This window comes from Alphaproteobacteria bacterium (assembly GCA_024244705.1).
In the GTDB taxonomy this organism is placed as follows: domain Bacteria; phylum Pseudomonadota; class Alphaproteobacteria; order JAAEOK01; family JAAEOK01; genus JAAEOK01.
The window spans coordinates 1-16,611 of record JAAEOK010000031.1 but is presented as its reverse complement, the minus strand read 5'-3'; the positions used below and the strand labels follow the sequence as shown (position 1 = coordinate 16,611).

Genomic DNA, 16,611 nt, shown 5'->3' with positions numbered 1-16,611 from the left:
TCTATTCGATGATATCGGCGACGACGCCGGCGCCGACGGTTCGGCCGCCCTCTCGGATGGCGAAACGCAGGCCCTTGTCCATGGCGATCGGCGCGATCAGCTCGACCGCCATCGAGATGTTGTCCCCCGGCATCACCATCTCCGTCCCAGACGGTAGCTCCACCGAGCCCGTCACATCCGTCGTCCGGAAGTAAAACTGCGGCCGGTAGTTCGAGAAAAACGGCGTATGGCGGCCGCCCTCCTCCTTCGTCAGGATATACGCCTCAGCCTTGAACTTGGTGTGCGGCGTGATCGACCCCGGCTTCGCCAGTACCTGACCGCGCTCCACATCCTCGCGCTTCGTGCCGCGCAACAGCGCGCCTATGTTGTCGCCCGCCTCACCCTGGTCCAACAGCTTGCGGAACATCTCGACGCCCGTAACAACCGTCTTCTGCGTGTCCCGGATGCCGACAATCTCAACTTCCTCGCCAACCTTCACAACACCGCGCTCAATGCGGCCCGTCACAACCGTGCCCCGGCCCGAGATCGAAAATACGTCCTCGATCGGCATCAAAAAAGGCTGGTCCTTCGGACGGTCAGGCTGCGGGATATAGGCGTCAACCGCCGCCATCAGCTCCAATATCGAACCCACACCCGTCTTCTCGTCGCCGCCCTCCAACGCCGCCAACGCAGACCCCGCTATCACCGGAATATCGTCACCCGGAAAATCGTAGTTCGACAACAGCTCACGAACCTCAAGCTCGACAAGCTCCAACAGCTCAGGGTCGTCAACCTGATCAACCTTGTTCAGGTAAACAACGATCGCCGGAACACCAACCTGACGCGCCAGCAATATATGCTCCCGCGTCTGCGGCATCGGACCGTCCGCCGCAGAAACAACCAATATCGCGCCGTCCATCTGCGCCGCGCCCGTGATCATGTTCTTCACATAATCAGCATGACCAGGACAATCGACATGCGCGTAATGACGGTTCTCCGTCTCGTACTCAACATGCGCCGTCGCAATCGTGATCCCGCGCGCCTTCTCCTCAGGCGCCTTGTCAATCTCGTCATACGCCGTAAACGTCGCCCCGCCACTCTCCGCCAACGTCTTCGTTATCGCCGCCGTCAGCGTCGTCTTGCCGTGATCAACATGACCTATCGTGCCAACGTTGCAGTGCGGCTTCGTGCGCTCAAATTTCGCCTTGGACATGGCTCAGGTCTCCGTTTCTCGGTGCCTATTCGATCGAGGTTGCTAAGCGAGTTTGGCCCGTACTTCGTCCGCAACCGCCTGCGGCACTTTTGCATAGTGATCAAAGTGCATGGTGTAGGTTGCGCGTCCCTGGGTCATGGACCGCAAGGTATTGACGTAGCCGAACATGTTGGCCAACGGCACCATCGCAGTAATCACAGCTGCGTTGTTGCGCATATTGGTTCCCTGGATTTGGCCGCGTCGGCTGTTGAGGTCGCCGATCACCGACCCCTGATATTCGTCGGGTGTTACAGCCTCGACCCGCATCATCGGTTCAAGGAGTGTGGGCCCGGCCTTCTCCATCGCTTCGCGAAAAGCGCTTCGCGCCGCGATTTCAAAGGCCATGACGCTCGAATCGACGTCGTGGCTCGCTCCGTCGACCAATGTGGCCTTGAAATCGATTACCGGAAACCCGGCAAGAACGCCTGAATCGCGCGACGAATTGAGGCCTTTTTCGACGCCCGGGATATACTCGCGCGGCACCGAGCCGCCAAACACGCCGTTTTCGAACTGATATCCCTCGCCGGGCTCTAGCGGCTCAAATCTGATCTTCACGCGCGCGAACTGGCCGGCGCCACCGGTCTGCTTCTTATGGGTATGGTCGACCTCGTAAGGACGAGTGATTGTCTCACGATAGGCGACCTGCGGCGCGCCAACATTGGCATCGACTTTGAACTCGCGGCGCATCCGGTCGACCAAGATTTCGAGATGAAGTTCCCCCATGCCCTTGATCACGGTTTGGCCGCTCTCGTTGTCGGAGCTGACCCGAAATGATGGATCCTCTTCGGCCAACCTGGCCAGCGCCACTCCCATCTTTTCCTGGTCGCCCTTGGTTTTGGGCTCAACCGCGACCTCAATAACGGGATCCGGAAACTCCATGCGCTCGAGGATCACCGGCTTGCTCACATCGCACAATGTCTCGCCGGTCGTAGTGCTTTTGAGACCCGCGATGGCGATAATGTCGCCGGCCGACGCCTCTTTGATATCCTCGCGATGGTTGGCATGCATAAGCAACATGCGGCCTACGCGTTGCCGTTGATTTTTGACCGAATTGAGGACCTGGCCGCCGGTCTCGACTTTGCCGGAATAGATCCGGCAAAAAGTCAACGACCCCACGAACGGATCGGTCATGACTTTGAATGCCAACGCGGAGAGTGGATCGCTGTCGGAACTCTTGCGGATGACGACCTCGTCCGTTCCAGGATCGATGCCCTTGATGGCGGGAACGTCGGTCGGCGACGGTAGAAAGTCGACAACCGCGTCGAGAAGTGGCTGCACGCCTTTGTTTTTGAATGCAGACCCGCACAGCACCGGCACAAATGCCGCGGCCAAAACACCCTTGCGGATACACGAAATCAGCGTATCGGCGTCAGGCTCCTGACCATCGAGATAAGCCTCCATCGCCGAATCGTCTTGTTCGACCGCCAGTTCAATCAGCTTTTCCCGATACTCCGACGCGTTGTCGACCAGTTGGGACGGAATGTCGCCGTAGACGAACTCGGCACCGAGCGTCTCGTCCTTCCACACTACTGACCGCATTTTGACCAGATCGACGACGCCGACGAAATCGGCCTCCGTACCGATCGGAAGCTGGAGCACCAATGGCGTCGCACCAAGCCGGTCGATCATCATATCGACGCACCGATAAAAATCGGCACCGACGCGGTCCATCTTGTTAACGAAACAAAGTCGCGGAACATCGTATCTGTCGGCTTGGCGCCAAACCGTTTCGGATTGGGGCTCGACACCGGCAACACTGTCGAACACCGCGACCGCGCCATCGAGAACCCTCAGCGACCTTTCCACCTCGATCGTGAAGTCGACGTGACCGGGCGTATCGATAATATTGATCCGGTGGTCATTCCAATTGCAGGTCGTGGCGGCTGACGTAATAGTGATCCCGCGTTCCTGCTCCTGCTCCATCCAATCCATGGTGGCGGCGCCGTCGTGGACTTCGCCGATCTTGTGGGAGCGGCCGGTGTAATAGAGGACGCGTTCGGTCGTCGTCGTCTTGCCCGCATCGATGTGGGCCATAATGCCGATATTTCGGTACCGCTCGATAGGTGTCATGCGTGGCATGTTGGGGCCCTCGGTTCCAAATCTACCAGCGGTAATGCGAGAAGGCCTTGTTGGCCTCTGCCATGCGATGGGTGTCTTCGCGTTTCTTGACCGAATTGCCCCTATTTTCTGCCGCTTCCATGAGTTCGCTCGACAACCGGTCGATCATCGTATTCTCAGACCTATTGCGCGACATGCCGATGAGCCAGCGGATTGCCAAGGCCTGCGCTCTGTCGGGCCGAACCTCGACCGGAACCTGGTAGGTTGCGCCGCCGACCCGGCGGGAGCGAACCTCAAGCTGCGGTTTCACGTTATCGAGCGCGTCGTGAAAAAGCTTGAGCGGATCCTGACCGGTTTTCTTTTCGATCTTGTCAAAGGCGCTGTAAACGATGCCTTCGGCGACCGACTTCTTGCCGTCGCCCATGAGCGAGTTCATGAATTTGGTTAGGACAAGATCGCCGTACTTCGCGTCAGGCAGGACCTCGCGTTTTTCGGCGGCATGGCGGCGAGACATTTCGCGGCTTCCTTATTTCGGGCGTTTTGCGCCATACTTCGACCGGCGCTGGCGGCGGTCAGATACGCCCTGCGTATCGAGTGTGCCGCGAATGACGTGGTATCGCACTCCGGGCAGATCCTTAACCCGACCGCCACGAATGAGTACGACTGAGTGTTCTTGCAGATTGTGGCCTTCGCCGGGGATGTAGGAGGTCACCTCGAACCCGTTGGTCAAACGCACGCGGGCGACTTTGCGAAGGGCGGAATTCGGCTTCTTGGGCGTCGTCGTATAGACGCGCGTACAGACCCCCCGCTTTTGCGGGCAGGCTTCCAAGGCCGGCACTTTGTTCCGCGTCACCTGCGCCTGGCGAGGCTTGCGAATTAGCTGATTGATCGTCGGCATTCGACTCTCTTCTTCCAAATAAACAAAACCATCGGCGACAACAAACGACGCTTCGAAAACAACCAGGTCTTCGAAGCGTCCCGTTTCACCGCCGAGGGCGGATTTTTCGCGTCTACGTTTCCGTTACGCCGGAAACCGCGTCTGGACCGCGAGGGTCCACCACCGGTTCCCCTGAAAGGCGCGCGCATACTAGGTTTGCGCCAATCCGTCGTCAAGGGAAAGAAGAACAATATTTCTGTCTTTTTTCCCGCTTCCTAGGCAAGGAAATATCGGTATTTCGGGCACCGGCACGGCCACTTCCGGGTGACGCGCGCCGGCCCCACTTGCTCGATCCGAATCCAATCCCGCGGTCGGCCTCGTCAGTCCGTCGCCGGGCGAAAACGCGGTCCTTAGGCGCTCTTACTCTCCGATTGCTCGGCGACACCCTCGGTCAAGGCGTTCGCATCTTCGCCACGCGCCGCCAGGACCTCCCGATCGCGTTCGGTCGCGATTTGCCTCAAACGCGCGATAACGCTGCCGGTCCCCGCCGGTATCAAGCGACCGACGATGACATTCTCCTTGAGGCCGGCGAGCCGATCAACGCGTCCATTGACCGCAGCCTCGGTCAGCACACGCGTTGTTTCCTGGAACGACGCCGCCGAAATAAAGGATTCCGTCTGCAGCGATGCCTTGGTGATGCCCTGGAGAACCGGGCGAGCCGCGGCCGAACTGCCGCCATCGGCTACGGTCCGATCGTTGACCTGGTCGTATTCGAAACGATCGACCTGCTCGCCAACCAGGAATGTCGTGTCACCCGGATCGTCGATTTCGACCTTCTGCATCATTTGCCGGACAATGACTTCAATGTGCTTGTCGTTAATCTTGACACCCTGCAGGCGATAAACTTCCTGAATCTCGTTGACCAGATAGGTCGCGAGCGCCTCCACTCCCAGAACCTGCAAGATATCGTGCGGTACGGGGTTACCGTCCATCAGCAGATCGCCGACCTGGACGTAGTCACCTTCCTGCACGCTGATGTGTTTGCCCTTCGGGATAAGGTAATCGACGGGCTCCTCGGAGGCGTCGGTCGGCCGGACAATGATTCGCCTTTTGGTTTTGTAGTCCTTGCCGAATTCCACTCGGCCCTCGGACTCGCTTATGATCGCGTAATCCTTGGGCTTACGTGCTTCAAACAGTTCGGCAACCCGCGGCAAACCGCCCGTGATGTCACGGGTCTTAGAAGATTCCCGCGGGATTCTGGCGAGAATGTCGCCGGCCTTGACTTCGGCCCCGTTCTCAACGCTCAAGATGGCATCGACCGACATGTAGTACCGTGCCTCGAGCCCGTTTTCGAGCTCGATCACTTTGTTCCTCTTGTTACGCAACGTCACCCGAGGCTTGAGGTCCGCGCCCTTGGGCTGCTGCTTCCAGTCGATGACCACGCGATTCGAGATTCCCGTCGCCTCGTCGAGGACTTCCTTCATCGAAATTCCTTCGACGAGATCGACATAATGGGCAACCCCCTGCTTTTCCGTGATGATCGGCAGCGTATAGGGGTCCCACTCAGCAAGCCGATCGCCCCGATCGACCTCAGCACCCTCGTCAACAAACAACTTGGCGCCATAGGGAACACGGAACTTGGCGCGATCACGCCCGTCTTCGTCAACCAAGACGATTTCGAGGTTACGTCCCATCACGATCGAAATGTTTTCGCTGTTCTTCACCACATTGCGGTTCCGGAGCTTGACCGTGGCCTTGTGGCTCGCCTCGACACTCGACTGTTCGGCGCCGCGTTGCACCGCGCCGCCAATGTGGAATGTGCGCATGGTAAGCTGAGTTCCCGGCTCACCGATCGATTGCGCCGCGATGACGCCGACCGCTTCGCCAGCGTTGACGTCGGTTCCCCGGGCTAGGTCGCGGCCGTAACAATTCGCGCACGTGCCGCCCCGGGTCTCACAGGTTAGAACCGAGCGAATCTTCACCGATTCGACGCCGGCACGATCGATCGCTTCAACTTCTTCCTCGTTGATTGGATTGCCGGCCTTGACGATGACACCGCCCGACAACGGATCTTTAACAGCCACCGCCGCGCAGCGGCCGAGGATGCGCTCGCTCAGCGGCGAAATAACATCTCCACCCTCGACTACGGCCTGGGCCGTAAGTCCCGCCTTGGTTCCGCAATCGCTTTCGATGATCGTGCAATCCTGCGCCACGTCGACCAGGCGGCGCGTGAGGTAGCCCGAATTGGCCGTCTTTAGCGCCGTATCGGCGAGGCCCTTGCGGGCGCCATGCGTCGAGTTGAAATACTCGAGAACCGTCAGGCCCTCCTTGAAGTTCGAAATGATCGGCGATTCGATGATTTCGCCCGACGGCTTTGCCATCAGGCCACGCATGCCGGCCAATTGCTTGATCTGGGCCGCCGAGCCGCGGGCCCCGGAATGTGCCATCATGTATACCGAGTTGGCTTGCTCGCCCTTCTTGGTGGCCGAGATTTCCTTCATCATCTCGTCCGCCACCGCGTCGGTGCAATGCGACCAGGCATCAACGACTTTATTGTACTTCTCGCCCTGTGTGATCAGGCCGTCCAAGTATTGCTGCTCGTACTCCTTGACCTGTTTTTCCGTGTCGGTAACCAGCTTCGCCTTCGCCGCCGGTATGACAAGATCCTCTTTGCCGAACGAAATGCCGGCCTTGCACGCATAATGGAAGCCGATCTGCATAATGCGGTCGGCGAAGATCACGGTCTCTTTCTGTCCACAATGCCGGTAGACGACGTCGATGACGTTGCTGATCTCCTTCTTGGTGAGAAGGCAATTGATCAGTGAAAACGGCACGTTCTTGTGCCGCGGCAGTATCTCGGAAAGAATCAGACGGCCGGGCGTGGTCTCGACCCGCTCGGTGACCGCGTTTCCATCCTCGTCGATCGTAGTGTAACGCGCGGTAACCTTGGTATGCAGGCTGACCACATTGTTGTCGAGCGCCTGTTGCACCTCGCCGACGTCAGCGAAGATCATGCCTTCGCCTTTCTCGCCCTCGCGTTCCATGGTGATGTAATAGAGCCCGAGGACGATGTCCTGCGACGGCACAATAATCGGCTTGCCGTTGGCCGGGCTAAGGATGTTGTTGGTCGACATCATCAGCACCCGCGCCTCGAGCTGGGCCTCCAGCGACAATGGCACATGGACCGCCATCTGATCGCCGTCGAAGTCCGCGTTGAATGCGGCGCAGACGAGGGGATGAAGCTGGATGGCCTTGCCTTCGATCAAAACCGGCTCGAAGGCCTGGATGCCGAGGCGGTGAAGCGTGGGCGCGCGGTTCAAGAGAACCGGATGCTCTCGGATCACTTCTTCCAGGATATCCCAGACCTCGGGCGTCTCCTTTTCGACCTTGCGCTTGGCTGCCTTGAGGGTCTGCGCGAGGCCGCGCTGTTCGAGCCGCGCATATATGAACGGCTTGAAGAGTTCCAAGGCCATCTTTTTCGGCAAGCCGCATTGATGCAGTTTGAGTTCCGGCCCGACAACGATCACCGAGCGGCCTGAATAATCGACCCGCTTGCCCAAGAGGTTCTGCCGGAACCGTCCCTGCTTGCCTTTGAGCATATCGGAGAGGGACTTCAGGGGACGCTTGTTGGTACCGGTGATGACGCGGCCGCGCCGTCCGTTATCGAACAGGGCATCGACCGCCTCCTGAAGCATTCTCTTCTCGTTGCGCACGATGATGTCGGGCGCGCGAAGTTCGATCAGTCGTTTCAACCGATTGTTACGGTTGATCACCCGTCGATAAAGGTCATTGAGGTCCGATGTCGCGAACCTGCCGCCGTCGAGCGGCACCAAAGGGCGCAGCTCGGGCGGGATTACCGGGATCACCTCAAGCACCATCCATTCCGGTCGGGCGCCGGATTCAATAAAGGCCTCGAAGATCTTGAGTCGCTTGACGAGTTTCTTGCGCTTGGCCTCGGAATTCGTCTCTTTGAGTTCGTCGCGCAGGAACTCCCGCTCTTCCTCCAATTCGAGGGCGCTCAGCATCTCGCGCAGCGCCTCGGCGCCGATCCCAGCGCGAAAGGCATCGGCCCCATATTCTTCCTGCGCGTCGAGAAACTGATCCTCGGTCAGCAGTTGAAGCGACTTCAGTGGCGTTAGGCCCGGCTCGACGACGAGATAACTTTCAAAATAGAGCACCCGCTCCAGGTCTCGCAGGGTCATGTCGAGGAGCAAACCGACGCGGCTTGGAAGCGACTTCATGAACCAGATGTGAGCCACCGGCGCGGCCAGCTCGATGTGGCCCATGCGTTCGCGGCGAACCTTCTGCAGCGTGACCTCGACGCCGCACTTTTCGCACACGATGCCGCGATACTTCATCCGCTTGTACTTGCCGCACAGGCATTCATAGTCCTTGATCGGGCCGAAAATGCGGGCACAGAAAAGACCGTCACGTTCCGGCTTGAATGTCCGGTAATTGATCGTCTCCGGCTTCTTTATTTCGCCATGCGACCAGGCGCGGATACGATCAGGGCTCGCAATAGAGATGCGGATCTGATCGAAATCCTCGGTCTTCCGTAGCGGGTCGAAGACGTTGATGAGTTCGCTCATAAGGTCGTTCTCCTGTTAGCACCCGGTCGAGTGCATGCCGATCATCTAAAGTCCGCGCTGCTGGAGCTCGATATTGAGGCCAAGCGAGCGCAGTTCCTTGACCAGCACATTGAAGGATTCGGGGATGCCGGCGACGAACGTGTCCTGTCCGCGTACCATTCGGTTGTAGACATTGTTCCGGCCGGCCACGTCATCCGACTTGACCGTCAGCATTTCCTGAAGGGTATAGGCGGCGCCGTACGCCTCAAGAGCCCACACCTCCATTTCACCGAACCGCTGCCCGCCGAATTGGGCCTTACCGCCCAACGGCTGCTGAGTGACTAGGCTGTAAGGGCCGATCGAGCGCGCGTGGATCTTGTCATCGACCAAGTGGTGCAGCTTCATCATGTAGATATAGCCGACCGTCACCTTGCGGTCGAAGGTCTCTCCGGTCTGACCATCGATCAATGTGACTTGGCCGGTTTCACTTAGCCCCGCCCGGTCAAGCATGTCGATGATCTCGCTCTGATGAGCGCCGTCGAATACCGGCGAGGCCATAGGAATGCCACGACGAAGATTTCCTGCCAGTTCGACGACTTGATCGTCATTCAGACCGGCGATATCGCTCTTGTAAATCTCATCGCCATACGCGACCTCCTTCATCCACTTCTTGATGTCGCTTGGACGTTTGCCCTTGTGCAGCGAATCTATCATTTCGCCGATTTGGCGGCCGAGCCCGGCCGACGCCCAACCTAGATGGGTCTCGAGAATCTGCCCGACATTCATCCGCGACGGAACGCCCAAGGGATTGAGGACGATGTCCACCGGGGTGCCGTCTTCGAGGTAGGGCATATCCTCCATCGGAACAATCTTGGAAATGACACCCTTGTTGCCGTGACGGCCGGCCATCTTGTCGCCGGGTTGAATCTTACGTTTCACGGCGACGAAAACCTTGACCATCTTCATCACGCCAGGCGGCAACTCGTCGCCACGCTGTAGCTTTTCGACCTTGTCCTCGAATCGCTTCTCGAGCGCCCCGATACTCTCGTCAAAATGCTTGCCGAGCTCCTCGACTTCCTGCATCGCCTTGTCGTTCTTCAGCGTGATTTGCCGCGATTGACCGGGCGTAAGTTCTGCCAGGATTGCTTCGGTTACTTTGCTGCCGGCCTTGAATCCTTTCGGGCCGCCTGCAGCCTGCTTGTTCAACAGCAGCTCGCGAAGGCGTCCGTAGTAGCTGCGTTCGAGGATCGCTTTTTCGTCGTCGCGGTCCTTGGCCAAGCGTTCGATCTCCTGGCGCTCAATCGCCAAAGCGCGCTCGTCCTTGTCGACGCCGCGGCGAGAGAAGACCCGCACCTCGACGACGGTGCCGGAAACGCCTGGCGGCAACCTGAGCGACGTGTCACGGACATCCGAAGCCTTTTCGCCGAAGATCGCTCGCAACAACTTTTCTTCGGGCGTCATCGGCGATTCACCCTTTGGGGTCACCTTGCCGACCAGTATATCGCTAGCGCCGACTTCGGCACCGATATACACGATCCCTGCCTCATCGAGATTCTTCAGCGCCTCTTCGCCAACGTTGGGAATATCCCGGGTGATTTCCTCCTGGCCCAGCTTGGTATCCCGCGCCATGACCTCGAATTCCTCGATATGGATCGAGGTGAAGACGTCATCGCGCACGATCCGCTCTGATAGCAGGATCGAGTCTTCGAAGTTGTAGCCCTGCCACGGCATGAACGCGACCAGCACATTGCGCCCCAGCGCGAGTTCGCCAAGGTCGGTCGACGGCCCGTCGGCGATAATGTCGGTGGCTTCGACCTTGTCACCCACCCGAACCAAAGGCCGCTGGGTAATGCAGGTGTTTTGGTTCGACCGTTGAAATTTGAACAGGTTGTAGATGTCGACGCCCGATTCGCTGCTTCCGACGCCTTCGGTTGCCCGGATGACGACGCGGGTCGCATCGATCTGGTCGACGATGCCACCGCGTCGCGCGACGACCGCGACGCCGGAATCTCGCGCCACGATCTCCTCCATGCCGGTCCCAACGAGTGGCGACTCGGGCTGGATCAGCGGCACCGCTTGGCGCTGCATATTGGATCCCATGAGCGCGCGGTTGGCGTCATCATTCTCAAGGAACGGAATAAGTGCGGCCGCGACGGAGACCAGCTGCTTCGGTGAGACATCAATGAAATCAATGTCTTCAGGCTGAGCTAGAACAAAATCCCCGCCCTTACGACAGCTAATCAGGTCGAGCACGAACTTGCCCCGACCATCCAACTCGGCATTGGCCTGGGCGATGATGTACCGACCTTCCTCCATCGCCGACAGGTAAACGACTTCGTCGGTTACCTTGCCCTTGACGCACCTGCGGTAGGGGCTCTCGATAAACCCGTACTGATTGACCCGCGCATAGGTGGCCAAAGAATTGATCAGGCCGATGTTCGGCCCCTCGGGCGTTTCGATCGGGCAGATTCGACCGTAATGCGTCTGGTGCACGTCGCGCACCTCGAACCCGGCACGCTCGCGCGTCAGCCCGCCCGGTCCCAATGCCGAAAGTCGCCGTTTATGGGTGATTTCCGACAGCGGGTTGGTCTGGTCCATGAATTGCGACAACTGGGACGAACCGAAAAACTCGCGAACCGCCGCCGCCGCGGGCTTCGCATTGATCAAGTCGTGGGGCATGACGGTATCGATCTCGACCGTGCTCATGCGCTCACGAATGGCCCGCTCCATGCGCAGGAGTCCAATACGATATTGATTTTCCATCAATTCGCCAACAGACCGGACGCGACGGTTACCAAGGTGATCGATATCGTCGATTTCGCCCTTGCCATCCTTCAAATCAAGAAGGACCCGAATGATCTCCAGAACGTCCTGTTTGCGCAGAACGCGGACCGTATCGGGGCATTCCAAACCCAATCGCGCGTTCATCTTGACGCGCCCGACGGCCGACAAGTCGTAACGCTCGTTATCGAAGAACAGCCCGTTGAACAGTGCCTCGGCGGTCTCAAGGGTTGGCGGCTCGCCCGGGCGCATGACGCGATAGATCTCGAGCAACGCGTCTTCGCGCGTCGCGTTCTTGTCGACCGCGAGAGTGTTGCGCAGATAGGCGCCGACGCTGATATGGTCGATCGCCAAGGTCGGCAGCTTCTTCAGGCCTGACTCGGCGATGGCGGCGATCGATTCTTCGGTCAGCTCGTCGCCGGCCTCGGAGAAGATCTCGCCTGATTTCTCATCGATAATATCGGCGGCGGCATATCGTCCGACGAGCTCGGCCGGTGTGACCAACTGCTCTTTGAGGCCCTTTTCCTGGAGCTGGCGAATCAGTCGAACCGTCATCTTGGTGCCGACCTCGGCAACCACCTTCCCGGTCTTCGCGTTGACGAGGTCGGCGGTCAATTTGTTACCCCTCAAATGATCGGGGTCGAACGGGGTCTGCCAACCCTTCTTGGTCAAGGTGAAGAGGACGGTGCCATAGAAGTAATTGAGGATCTCCTCGCGCGACATACCTTCGGCGTCGTAGGGGCTGACGGTTTTGTCCTGCTTTGACAATTTTTCACGTTGGGCGGCGGTGTCGGCACTGTCGAGCGCCATCAGCAAGGTCGTGACCGGAAGTTTCCGGCGGCGGTCGATCCGCACATGGACTACGTCCTTGGCATCGAATTCGAAATCGAGCCACGAACCGCGGTAGGGAATCACGCGGGCGGCGAACAAATACTTGCCCGAAGAATGCGTTTTGCCACGATCATGATCGAAGAACACGCCAGGCGAGCGATGCATTTGCGAAACGATGACGCGCTCGGTGCCGTTGATTACGAACGTTCCGTTTTTGGTCATCAAGGGCATGTCGCCCATGTAGACGTCTTGCTCCTTGATGTCGCGGATCGACCGCGAACCGGTTTCCTCGTCGACGTCCCAAACAACCAGCCGCAAGGTGACCTTGAGCGGCGCCGCGTAGGTCATTCCCCGCTGCTGGCATTCCTCGACGTCGTATTTCGGCTCTTCGAACTCGTATTTCACGTAATCGAGCTGCGCCCGCTCCGAAAAATCTCGAATCGGGAAGACCGATTTCAAGACTTCCTGAAGACCGAAATGCGCACGATCTTCTGCCGCAATGTCTTTTTGCAAAAACTGGTCGTAGGATGTTTTTTGAACCTCGATGAGGTTCGGCATCGGCGCCACCTCGGGGATTCGTCCGAAGCTCTTACGAATGCGCTTACGACCTGTAAAAGACCTGGCCATTGGTACTCCTCTCGATCCGTACGGCCCTGCTAACGCTGGCCGTCTATCTGCCTAAACTGTCCGCGTGAAGAGGCCGGAAGGGTCTGCCGCTGGCGTCCCCTTCCGGCTCTTCGCATCGTGACATTGCGATGCGCTACTTGAGCTCGACCGTGGCGCCGACATCCTCGAGCTTCTTCTTGAGCTCTTCGGCCTCGTCCTTGTTGACGCCTTCTTTGACCGGCTTGGGCGCGCCTTCGACGAGATCCTTTGCTTCCTTGAGGCCAAGGCCCGTCATGGCCCGCACTTCTTTGATCACATTGATTTTCTTTTCACCGAACGCGGCAAGAATGACGTCGAACTCATCCTTTTCCTCGACCACGGCGGCATCGCCGCCGGCGGCCGGCATTGCGGCCATGGCGACCGGAGCGGCGGCTGAAACGCCCCACTTGTCTTCAAGCATTTTGCTCAGCTCCGCCGCTTCCATCACCGTTAGCGACGAAAGCTCGTCAGCAATTTTTTCGAGATCTGCCATTTTCCTACTCCTAACTGAACGACTGACTACGGGCCGGCTCTTAGGCTGCCTCGCCCTTCTGGGAATAAGCGTTGACGACACGGGCAACCTGCCCGGCCGGTGCCTGCAGGACCTGAGCGACACGGGTCGCCGGAGTCCCCAACAAGCCAACGAGTTTGGCGCGAAGCTCATCGAGCGACGGCAATTCTGCCAAGGCTTTCACGGCCGCAGTGTCGAGCTCTAGATCGCCCATCACACCGCCGAGAATCAGCAGCTTGTCGTTGCTCTTGGCAAAACCGACGGCGACCTTCGCCGCCGCAACGGGGTCCGCCGAGTAGGCGATCGCCGTCGGGCCTTTGAACAGGTCCGCAATGCCATTGCACTTCGTGCCCTCTAGGGCGAGACGGGCGAGCCGATTCTTGGTCACCTTGAAGCTGGCCCCCGCGTCCCGCATGCGCCGACGAAGGTCGGTCATCTCGGCAACGGAGAGACCGGTTTGATGAGTAACGACAACCAGTGTCGTTTCATCAAAAACCTGCTTCATCGTGGCGACCAACTGTTCCTTTTGTGATCGGTCCACTATTCGTCTCCGATGTTCGAGGCATCCCGGCAAATAGCACCGGTTCGCCTCATTGCACCCCTCCACCCAACAATGGTGGAGAACTCAAACCTGCCCCAGAAGTCCAGTTCGTTCGTCAAAGCCAATACCAGGCTTCGAATTACGCTGGCTCCCGTCTCCTGCGGGCGACTATGCCTTAGGCCACTGATCTGTCAGTGGCACCTGCAATCTCGGACAGGGTGGAACCGGAAATCCGATTCCCGTCACCGCCGGGTCGACCAGACCCGTCGATGGCGTCTCTATTCCGCTGCTTCGCTCGTCTGTGCAAAGCTGGCGATCTCCACTTTCACGCCCGGCCCCATGGTCGACGTCAAAGCGACCTTCTTGATGTAGGTTCCTTTGACGCCTGTAGGCTTGGCCTTTGATATCGCGTCGAAGAACGCGCGCGCGTTGCCGAGTAGCGCCTCTTCGGAGAAGCTCGCCTTACCGATGCCGGCGTGCACGATCCCGGCCTTCTCGGCACGGAATTGGACTTGGCCCCCCTTCGCACTCTTCACGGCCTCGGCCACATTTGGGGTCACCGTGCCCAGTTTCGGATTTGGCATTAGTCCCCGCGGGCCCAGTATCTTTCCCAGCTTTCCGACAACCGCCATCATGTCCGGCGTGGCGACGACGCGATCGAAATTGATTTCGCCCTTCTGAACAGCCTCGGCAAGATCATCGGCCCCGACGATGTCAGCGCCGGCCTCCCGCGCCTCGTCCGCCTTCGCGTCCTTGGCGAAGACCGCGACGCGGACCGGCTTACCGGTGCCGTTGGGTAGATCGACCACACCCCGCACCGACTGATCGGCATGACGCGGGTCGACACCAAGGTTCATCGCAATCTCGATCGTTTCGTCGAATTTCGCACTCGCCCCGTTTTTCACCAGTTTGATCGCGCTCGATAGGTCATACATCGTGTCACGATCAAGGTCGGCGCGGGCCGCTTGCATTCTTTTCCCGAACTTTGCCATCGCCCCTACTCCGCCACTTCCAGGCCCATCGACCGCGCCGACCCGGCGATGATCTTTGCCGCGCCGTCGATATCATTGGCGTTGAGATCCTGCATCTTCTGCTGCGCGATTTCCCGAACCTGGTTCATCGTAACTCGGCCGACCGGTTCGCGGCCGGGCGTCTCCGATCCCTTGTTGAGTTTAGCCGCCCGCTTCAGGAGGTAGCTGGCAGGCGGCGTCTTGGTCACGAATGCAAAGCTTCGGTCCGCGAAAACCGTAATTACGGTCGGGATCGGCATACCCGGTTCCAGACCCTGGGTCGCGGCGTTGAACGCCTTGCAGAACTCCATGATATTGACACCGCGCTGGCCCAGTGCCGGACCGATGGGCGGCGACGGGTTCGCCTGCCCCGCCGGCACCTGCAAGCGCAGATAGCCTTGAATCTTTTTTGCCATTTCGCTCCCTCACTCGTATGGGTGCGCGGTACGACCATGGCGGGTCTCCCGCGCGGTTGCCTAATCGACGGACGTTCGGGCCGCTATTACATCTTTTCGACCTGCGCATATTCGAGATCGACCGGCGTGGGCCGGCCAAAGATGGAAACCGAAACCTTCAGTCGCGCCTTTTCCTCATCAACCTCTTCGACCATGCCGTTGAACGACGTGAAGGGTCCATCGCAGACCCTAACTTGCTCGCCGACTTCAAAAGTCACCGACGGCTTCGGCCGATCGACGCCTTCCTGCACCTGTCGTGTGATTCGCTCCGCTTCCGCGTCCGAAATCGGTGTCGGTCGGCCTTTGCCACCCAGAAACCCGGTAACCTTCGGGGTGTCTTTGACCAGGTGCCAGGTCTCGTCCGTCAACTCCATCTTGACGAGAACGTAGCCTGGGAAAAATTTGCGCTCGCTCTTGACCTTGCTGCCGCGCCGTAATTCCACGACTTCCTCCGTCGGGACCAGCACATCATGCAAGAGGTCATCGAGATGGGTCTTTTCCGCTTGCTCCTTGATCGCGGCGGCGACTTTCTTCTCGAACCCCGAGTAAACGTGGACGACATACCATCTTGCCGTCATGCTCAGCCTCCCAGGCCCAAGATGATTCGAACGCCGACCGACAAAACTTGGTCGACGAGGAAAAAGAATACGGCAGCGAGAAAAACCATGATGAACACCATGAGTGTGGTCACACCCGTTTCCTTTCGCGTCGGCCAGGTCACTTTGGCGACCTCCTGACGCACCTGCCTTACGAACTCGCCTGGGCTAACTTTTGCCATCGTTCCCGTCGTTGTCACTGATACCGAGCCGGCGTCGGACTCAAAAGTGGCAGGAGTGGAGGGACTCGAACCCCCAACCCCCGGTTTTGGAGACCGGTGCTCTAGCCAATTGAGCTACACTCCTATCGTCCCAAGCACCGCACCGGCCGCACGCGGCGCAGCATTCCTTACCTTCATGCAAGCGTCTATTCGATGATATCGGCGACGACGCCGGCGCCGACGGTTCGGCCGCCCTCTCGGATGGCGAAACGCAGGCCCTTGTCCATGGCGATCGGCGCGATCAGCTCGACCGCCATCGAGATGTTGTCCCCCGGCATCACCATCT

At 58.9% G+C, this 16,611-nt stretch carries 13 protein-coding genes and 1 tRNA gene; all 14 read right to left on the bottom strand.

What is annotated here, in order from left to right:
• Position 1: 1 nt before the first annotated feature.
• Positions 2-1,192 carry an elongation factor Tu gene (gene tuf / locus GY791_02590; GenBank protein ID MCP4327310.1) on the bottom strand — a complete coding sequence of 397 codons (1,191 nt, stop codon included), beginning with the start codon at positions 1,190-1,192 and terminating at the stop codon, positions 2-4.
• 42 nt (positions 1,193-1,234) lie between these two features.
• Positions 1,235-3,310: an elongation factor G gene (gene fusA / locus GY791_02585; protein MCP4327309.1), complete on the bottom strand. Its 2,076-nt coding sequence runs from the start codon at positions 3,308-3,310 to the stop codon at positions 1,235-1,237.
• Between the two features lie 22 nt (positions 3,311-3,332).
• Positions 3,333-3,803 carry a 30S ribosomal protein S7 gene (gene rpsG / locus GY791_02580; protein MCP4327308.1) on the bottom strand — a complete coding sequence of 157 codons (471 nt, stop codon included), beginning with the start codon at positions 3,801-3,803 and terminating at the stop codon, positions 3,333-3,335.
• Positions 3,804-3,815: 12 nt separating this feature from the next.
• The gene (rpsL, locus tag GY791_02575) at positions 3,816-4,187 is read right to left on the bottom strand and encodes a 30S ribosomal protein S12 (protein MCP4327307.1); all 372 of its coding nucleotides are present in this window, start codon (positions 4,185-4,187) and stop codon (positions 3,816-3,818) included.
• Between the two features lie 389 nt (positions 4,188-4,576).
• Positions 4,577-8,755, bottom strand: coding sequence for a DNA-directed RNA polymerase subunit beta' (gene rpoC, locus GY791_02570; GenBank protein MCP4327306.1), 4,179 nt, complete (start codon positions 8,753-8,755; stop codon positions 4,577-4,579).
• 45 nt (positions 8,756-8,800) lie between these two features.
• The gene (gene rpoB, locus GY791_02565) at positions 8,801-12,973 is read right to left on the bottom strand and encodes a DNA-directed RNA polymerase subunit beta (protein MCP4327305.1); all 4,173 of its coding nucleotides are present in this window, start codon (positions 12,971-12,973) and stop codon (positions 8,801-8,803) included.
• A gap of 133 nt (positions 12,974-13,106) precedes the next feature.
• The gene (rplL, locus tag GY791_02560) at positions 13,107-13,484 is read right to left on the bottom strand and encodes a 50S ribosomal protein L7/L12 (GenBank protein MCP4327304.1); all 378 of its coding nucleotides are present in this window, start codon (positions 13,482-13,484) and stop codon (positions 13,107-13,109) included.
• A 40-nt stretch (positions 13,485-13,524) separates the two neighbouring features.
• A complete protein-coding gene (rplJ, locus tag GY791_02555; protein MCP4327303.1) occupies positions 13,525-14,043 on the bottom strand; it encodes a 50S ribosomal protein L10 in 519 nt (172 codons plus the stop codon).
• 278 nt (positions 14,044-14,321) lie between these two features.
• Entirely contained in the window at positions 14,322-15,035 is a 714-nt protein-coding gene (gene rplA / locus GY791_02550; protein ID MCP4327302.1) for a 50S ribosomal protein L1, read from the bottom strand.
• A gap of 5 nt (positions 15,036-15,040) precedes the next feature.
• Positions 15,041-15,469, bottom strand: coding sequence for a 50S ribosomal protein L11 (gene rplK / locus GY791_02545; GenBank protein MCP4327301.1), 429 nt, complete (start codon positions 15,467-15,469; stop codon positions 15,041-15,043).
• A gap of 86 nt (positions 15,470-15,555) precedes the next feature.
• A complete protein-coding gene (gene nusG / locus GY791_02540) occupies positions 15,556-16,086 on the bottom strand; it encodes a transcription termination/antitermination protein NusG (GenBank protein ID MCP4327300.1) in 531 nt (176 codons plus the stop codon).
• Between the two features lie 2 nt (positions 16,087-16,088).
• Positions 16,089-16,286, bottom strand: a complete 198-nt coding sequence (gene secE, locus GY791_02535; protein MCP4327299.1) for a preprotein translocase subunit SecE — start codon at positions 16,284-16,286, stop codon at positions 16,089-16,091.
• A gap of 47 nt (positions 16,287-16,333) precedes the next feature.
• Positions 16,334-16,410: transfer RNA gene (locus tag GY791_02530), tRNA-Trp, on the bottom strand.
• Between the two features lie 61 nt (positions 16,411-16,471).
• Positions 16,472-16,611: elongation factor Tu (gene tuf, locus GY791_02525; protein MCP4327298.1), on the bottom strand; the 140-nt coding region annotated here is incomplete at its 5' end.

What these genes read in the sequence shown, in the direction of transcription:
- rplL (MCP4327304.1), bottom strand. Translation starts at nt 13,484, where the DNA reads ATGGCAGATCTCGAAAAAATTGCTGACGAGCTTTCGTCGCTAACGGTG.
- rpsG (MCP4327308.1), bottom strand. Translation starts at nt 3,803, where the DNA reads ATGTCTCGCCGCCATGCCGCCGAAAAACGCGAGGTCCTGCCTGACGCG.
- fusA (MCP4327309.1), bottom strand. Translation starts at nt 3,310, where the DNA reads ATGCCACGCATGACACCTATCGAGCGGTACCGAAATATCGGCATTATG.
- tuf (MCP4327310.1), bottom strand. Translation starts at nt 1,192, where the DNA reads ATGTCCAAGGCGAAATTTGAGCGCACGAAGCCGCACTGCAACGTTGGC.
- nusG (MCP4327300.1), bottom strand. Translation starts at nt 16,086, where the DNA reads ATGACGGCAAGATGGTATGTCGTCCACGTTTACTCGGGGTTCGAGAAG.
- secE (MCP4327299.1), bottom strand. Translation starts at nt 16,286, where the DNA reads ATGGCAAAAGTTAGCCCAGGCGAGTTCGTAAGGCAGGTGCGTCAGGAG.
- rplA (MCP4327302.1), bottom strand. Translation starts at nt 15,035, where the DNA reads ATGGCAAAGTTCGGGAAAAGAATGCAAGCGGCCCGCGCCGACCTTGAT.
- rpoB (MCP4327305.1), bottom strand. Translation starts at nt 12,973, where the DNA reads ATGGCCAGGTCTTTTACAGGTCGTAAGCGCATTCGTAAGAGCTTCGGA.
- rpoC (MCP4327306.1), bottom strand. Translation starts at nt 8,755, where the DNA reads ATGAGCGAACTCATCAACGTCTTCGACCCGCTACGGAAGACCGAGGAT.
- rplK (MCP4327301.1), bottom strand. Translation starts at nt 15,469, where the DNA reads ATGGCAAAAAAGATTCAAGGCTATCTGCGCTTGCAGGTGCCGGCGGGG.
- rpsL (MCP4327307.1), bottom strand. Translation starts at nt 4,187, where the DNA reads ATGCCGACGATCAATCAGCTAATTCGCAAGCCTCGCCAGGCGCAGGTG.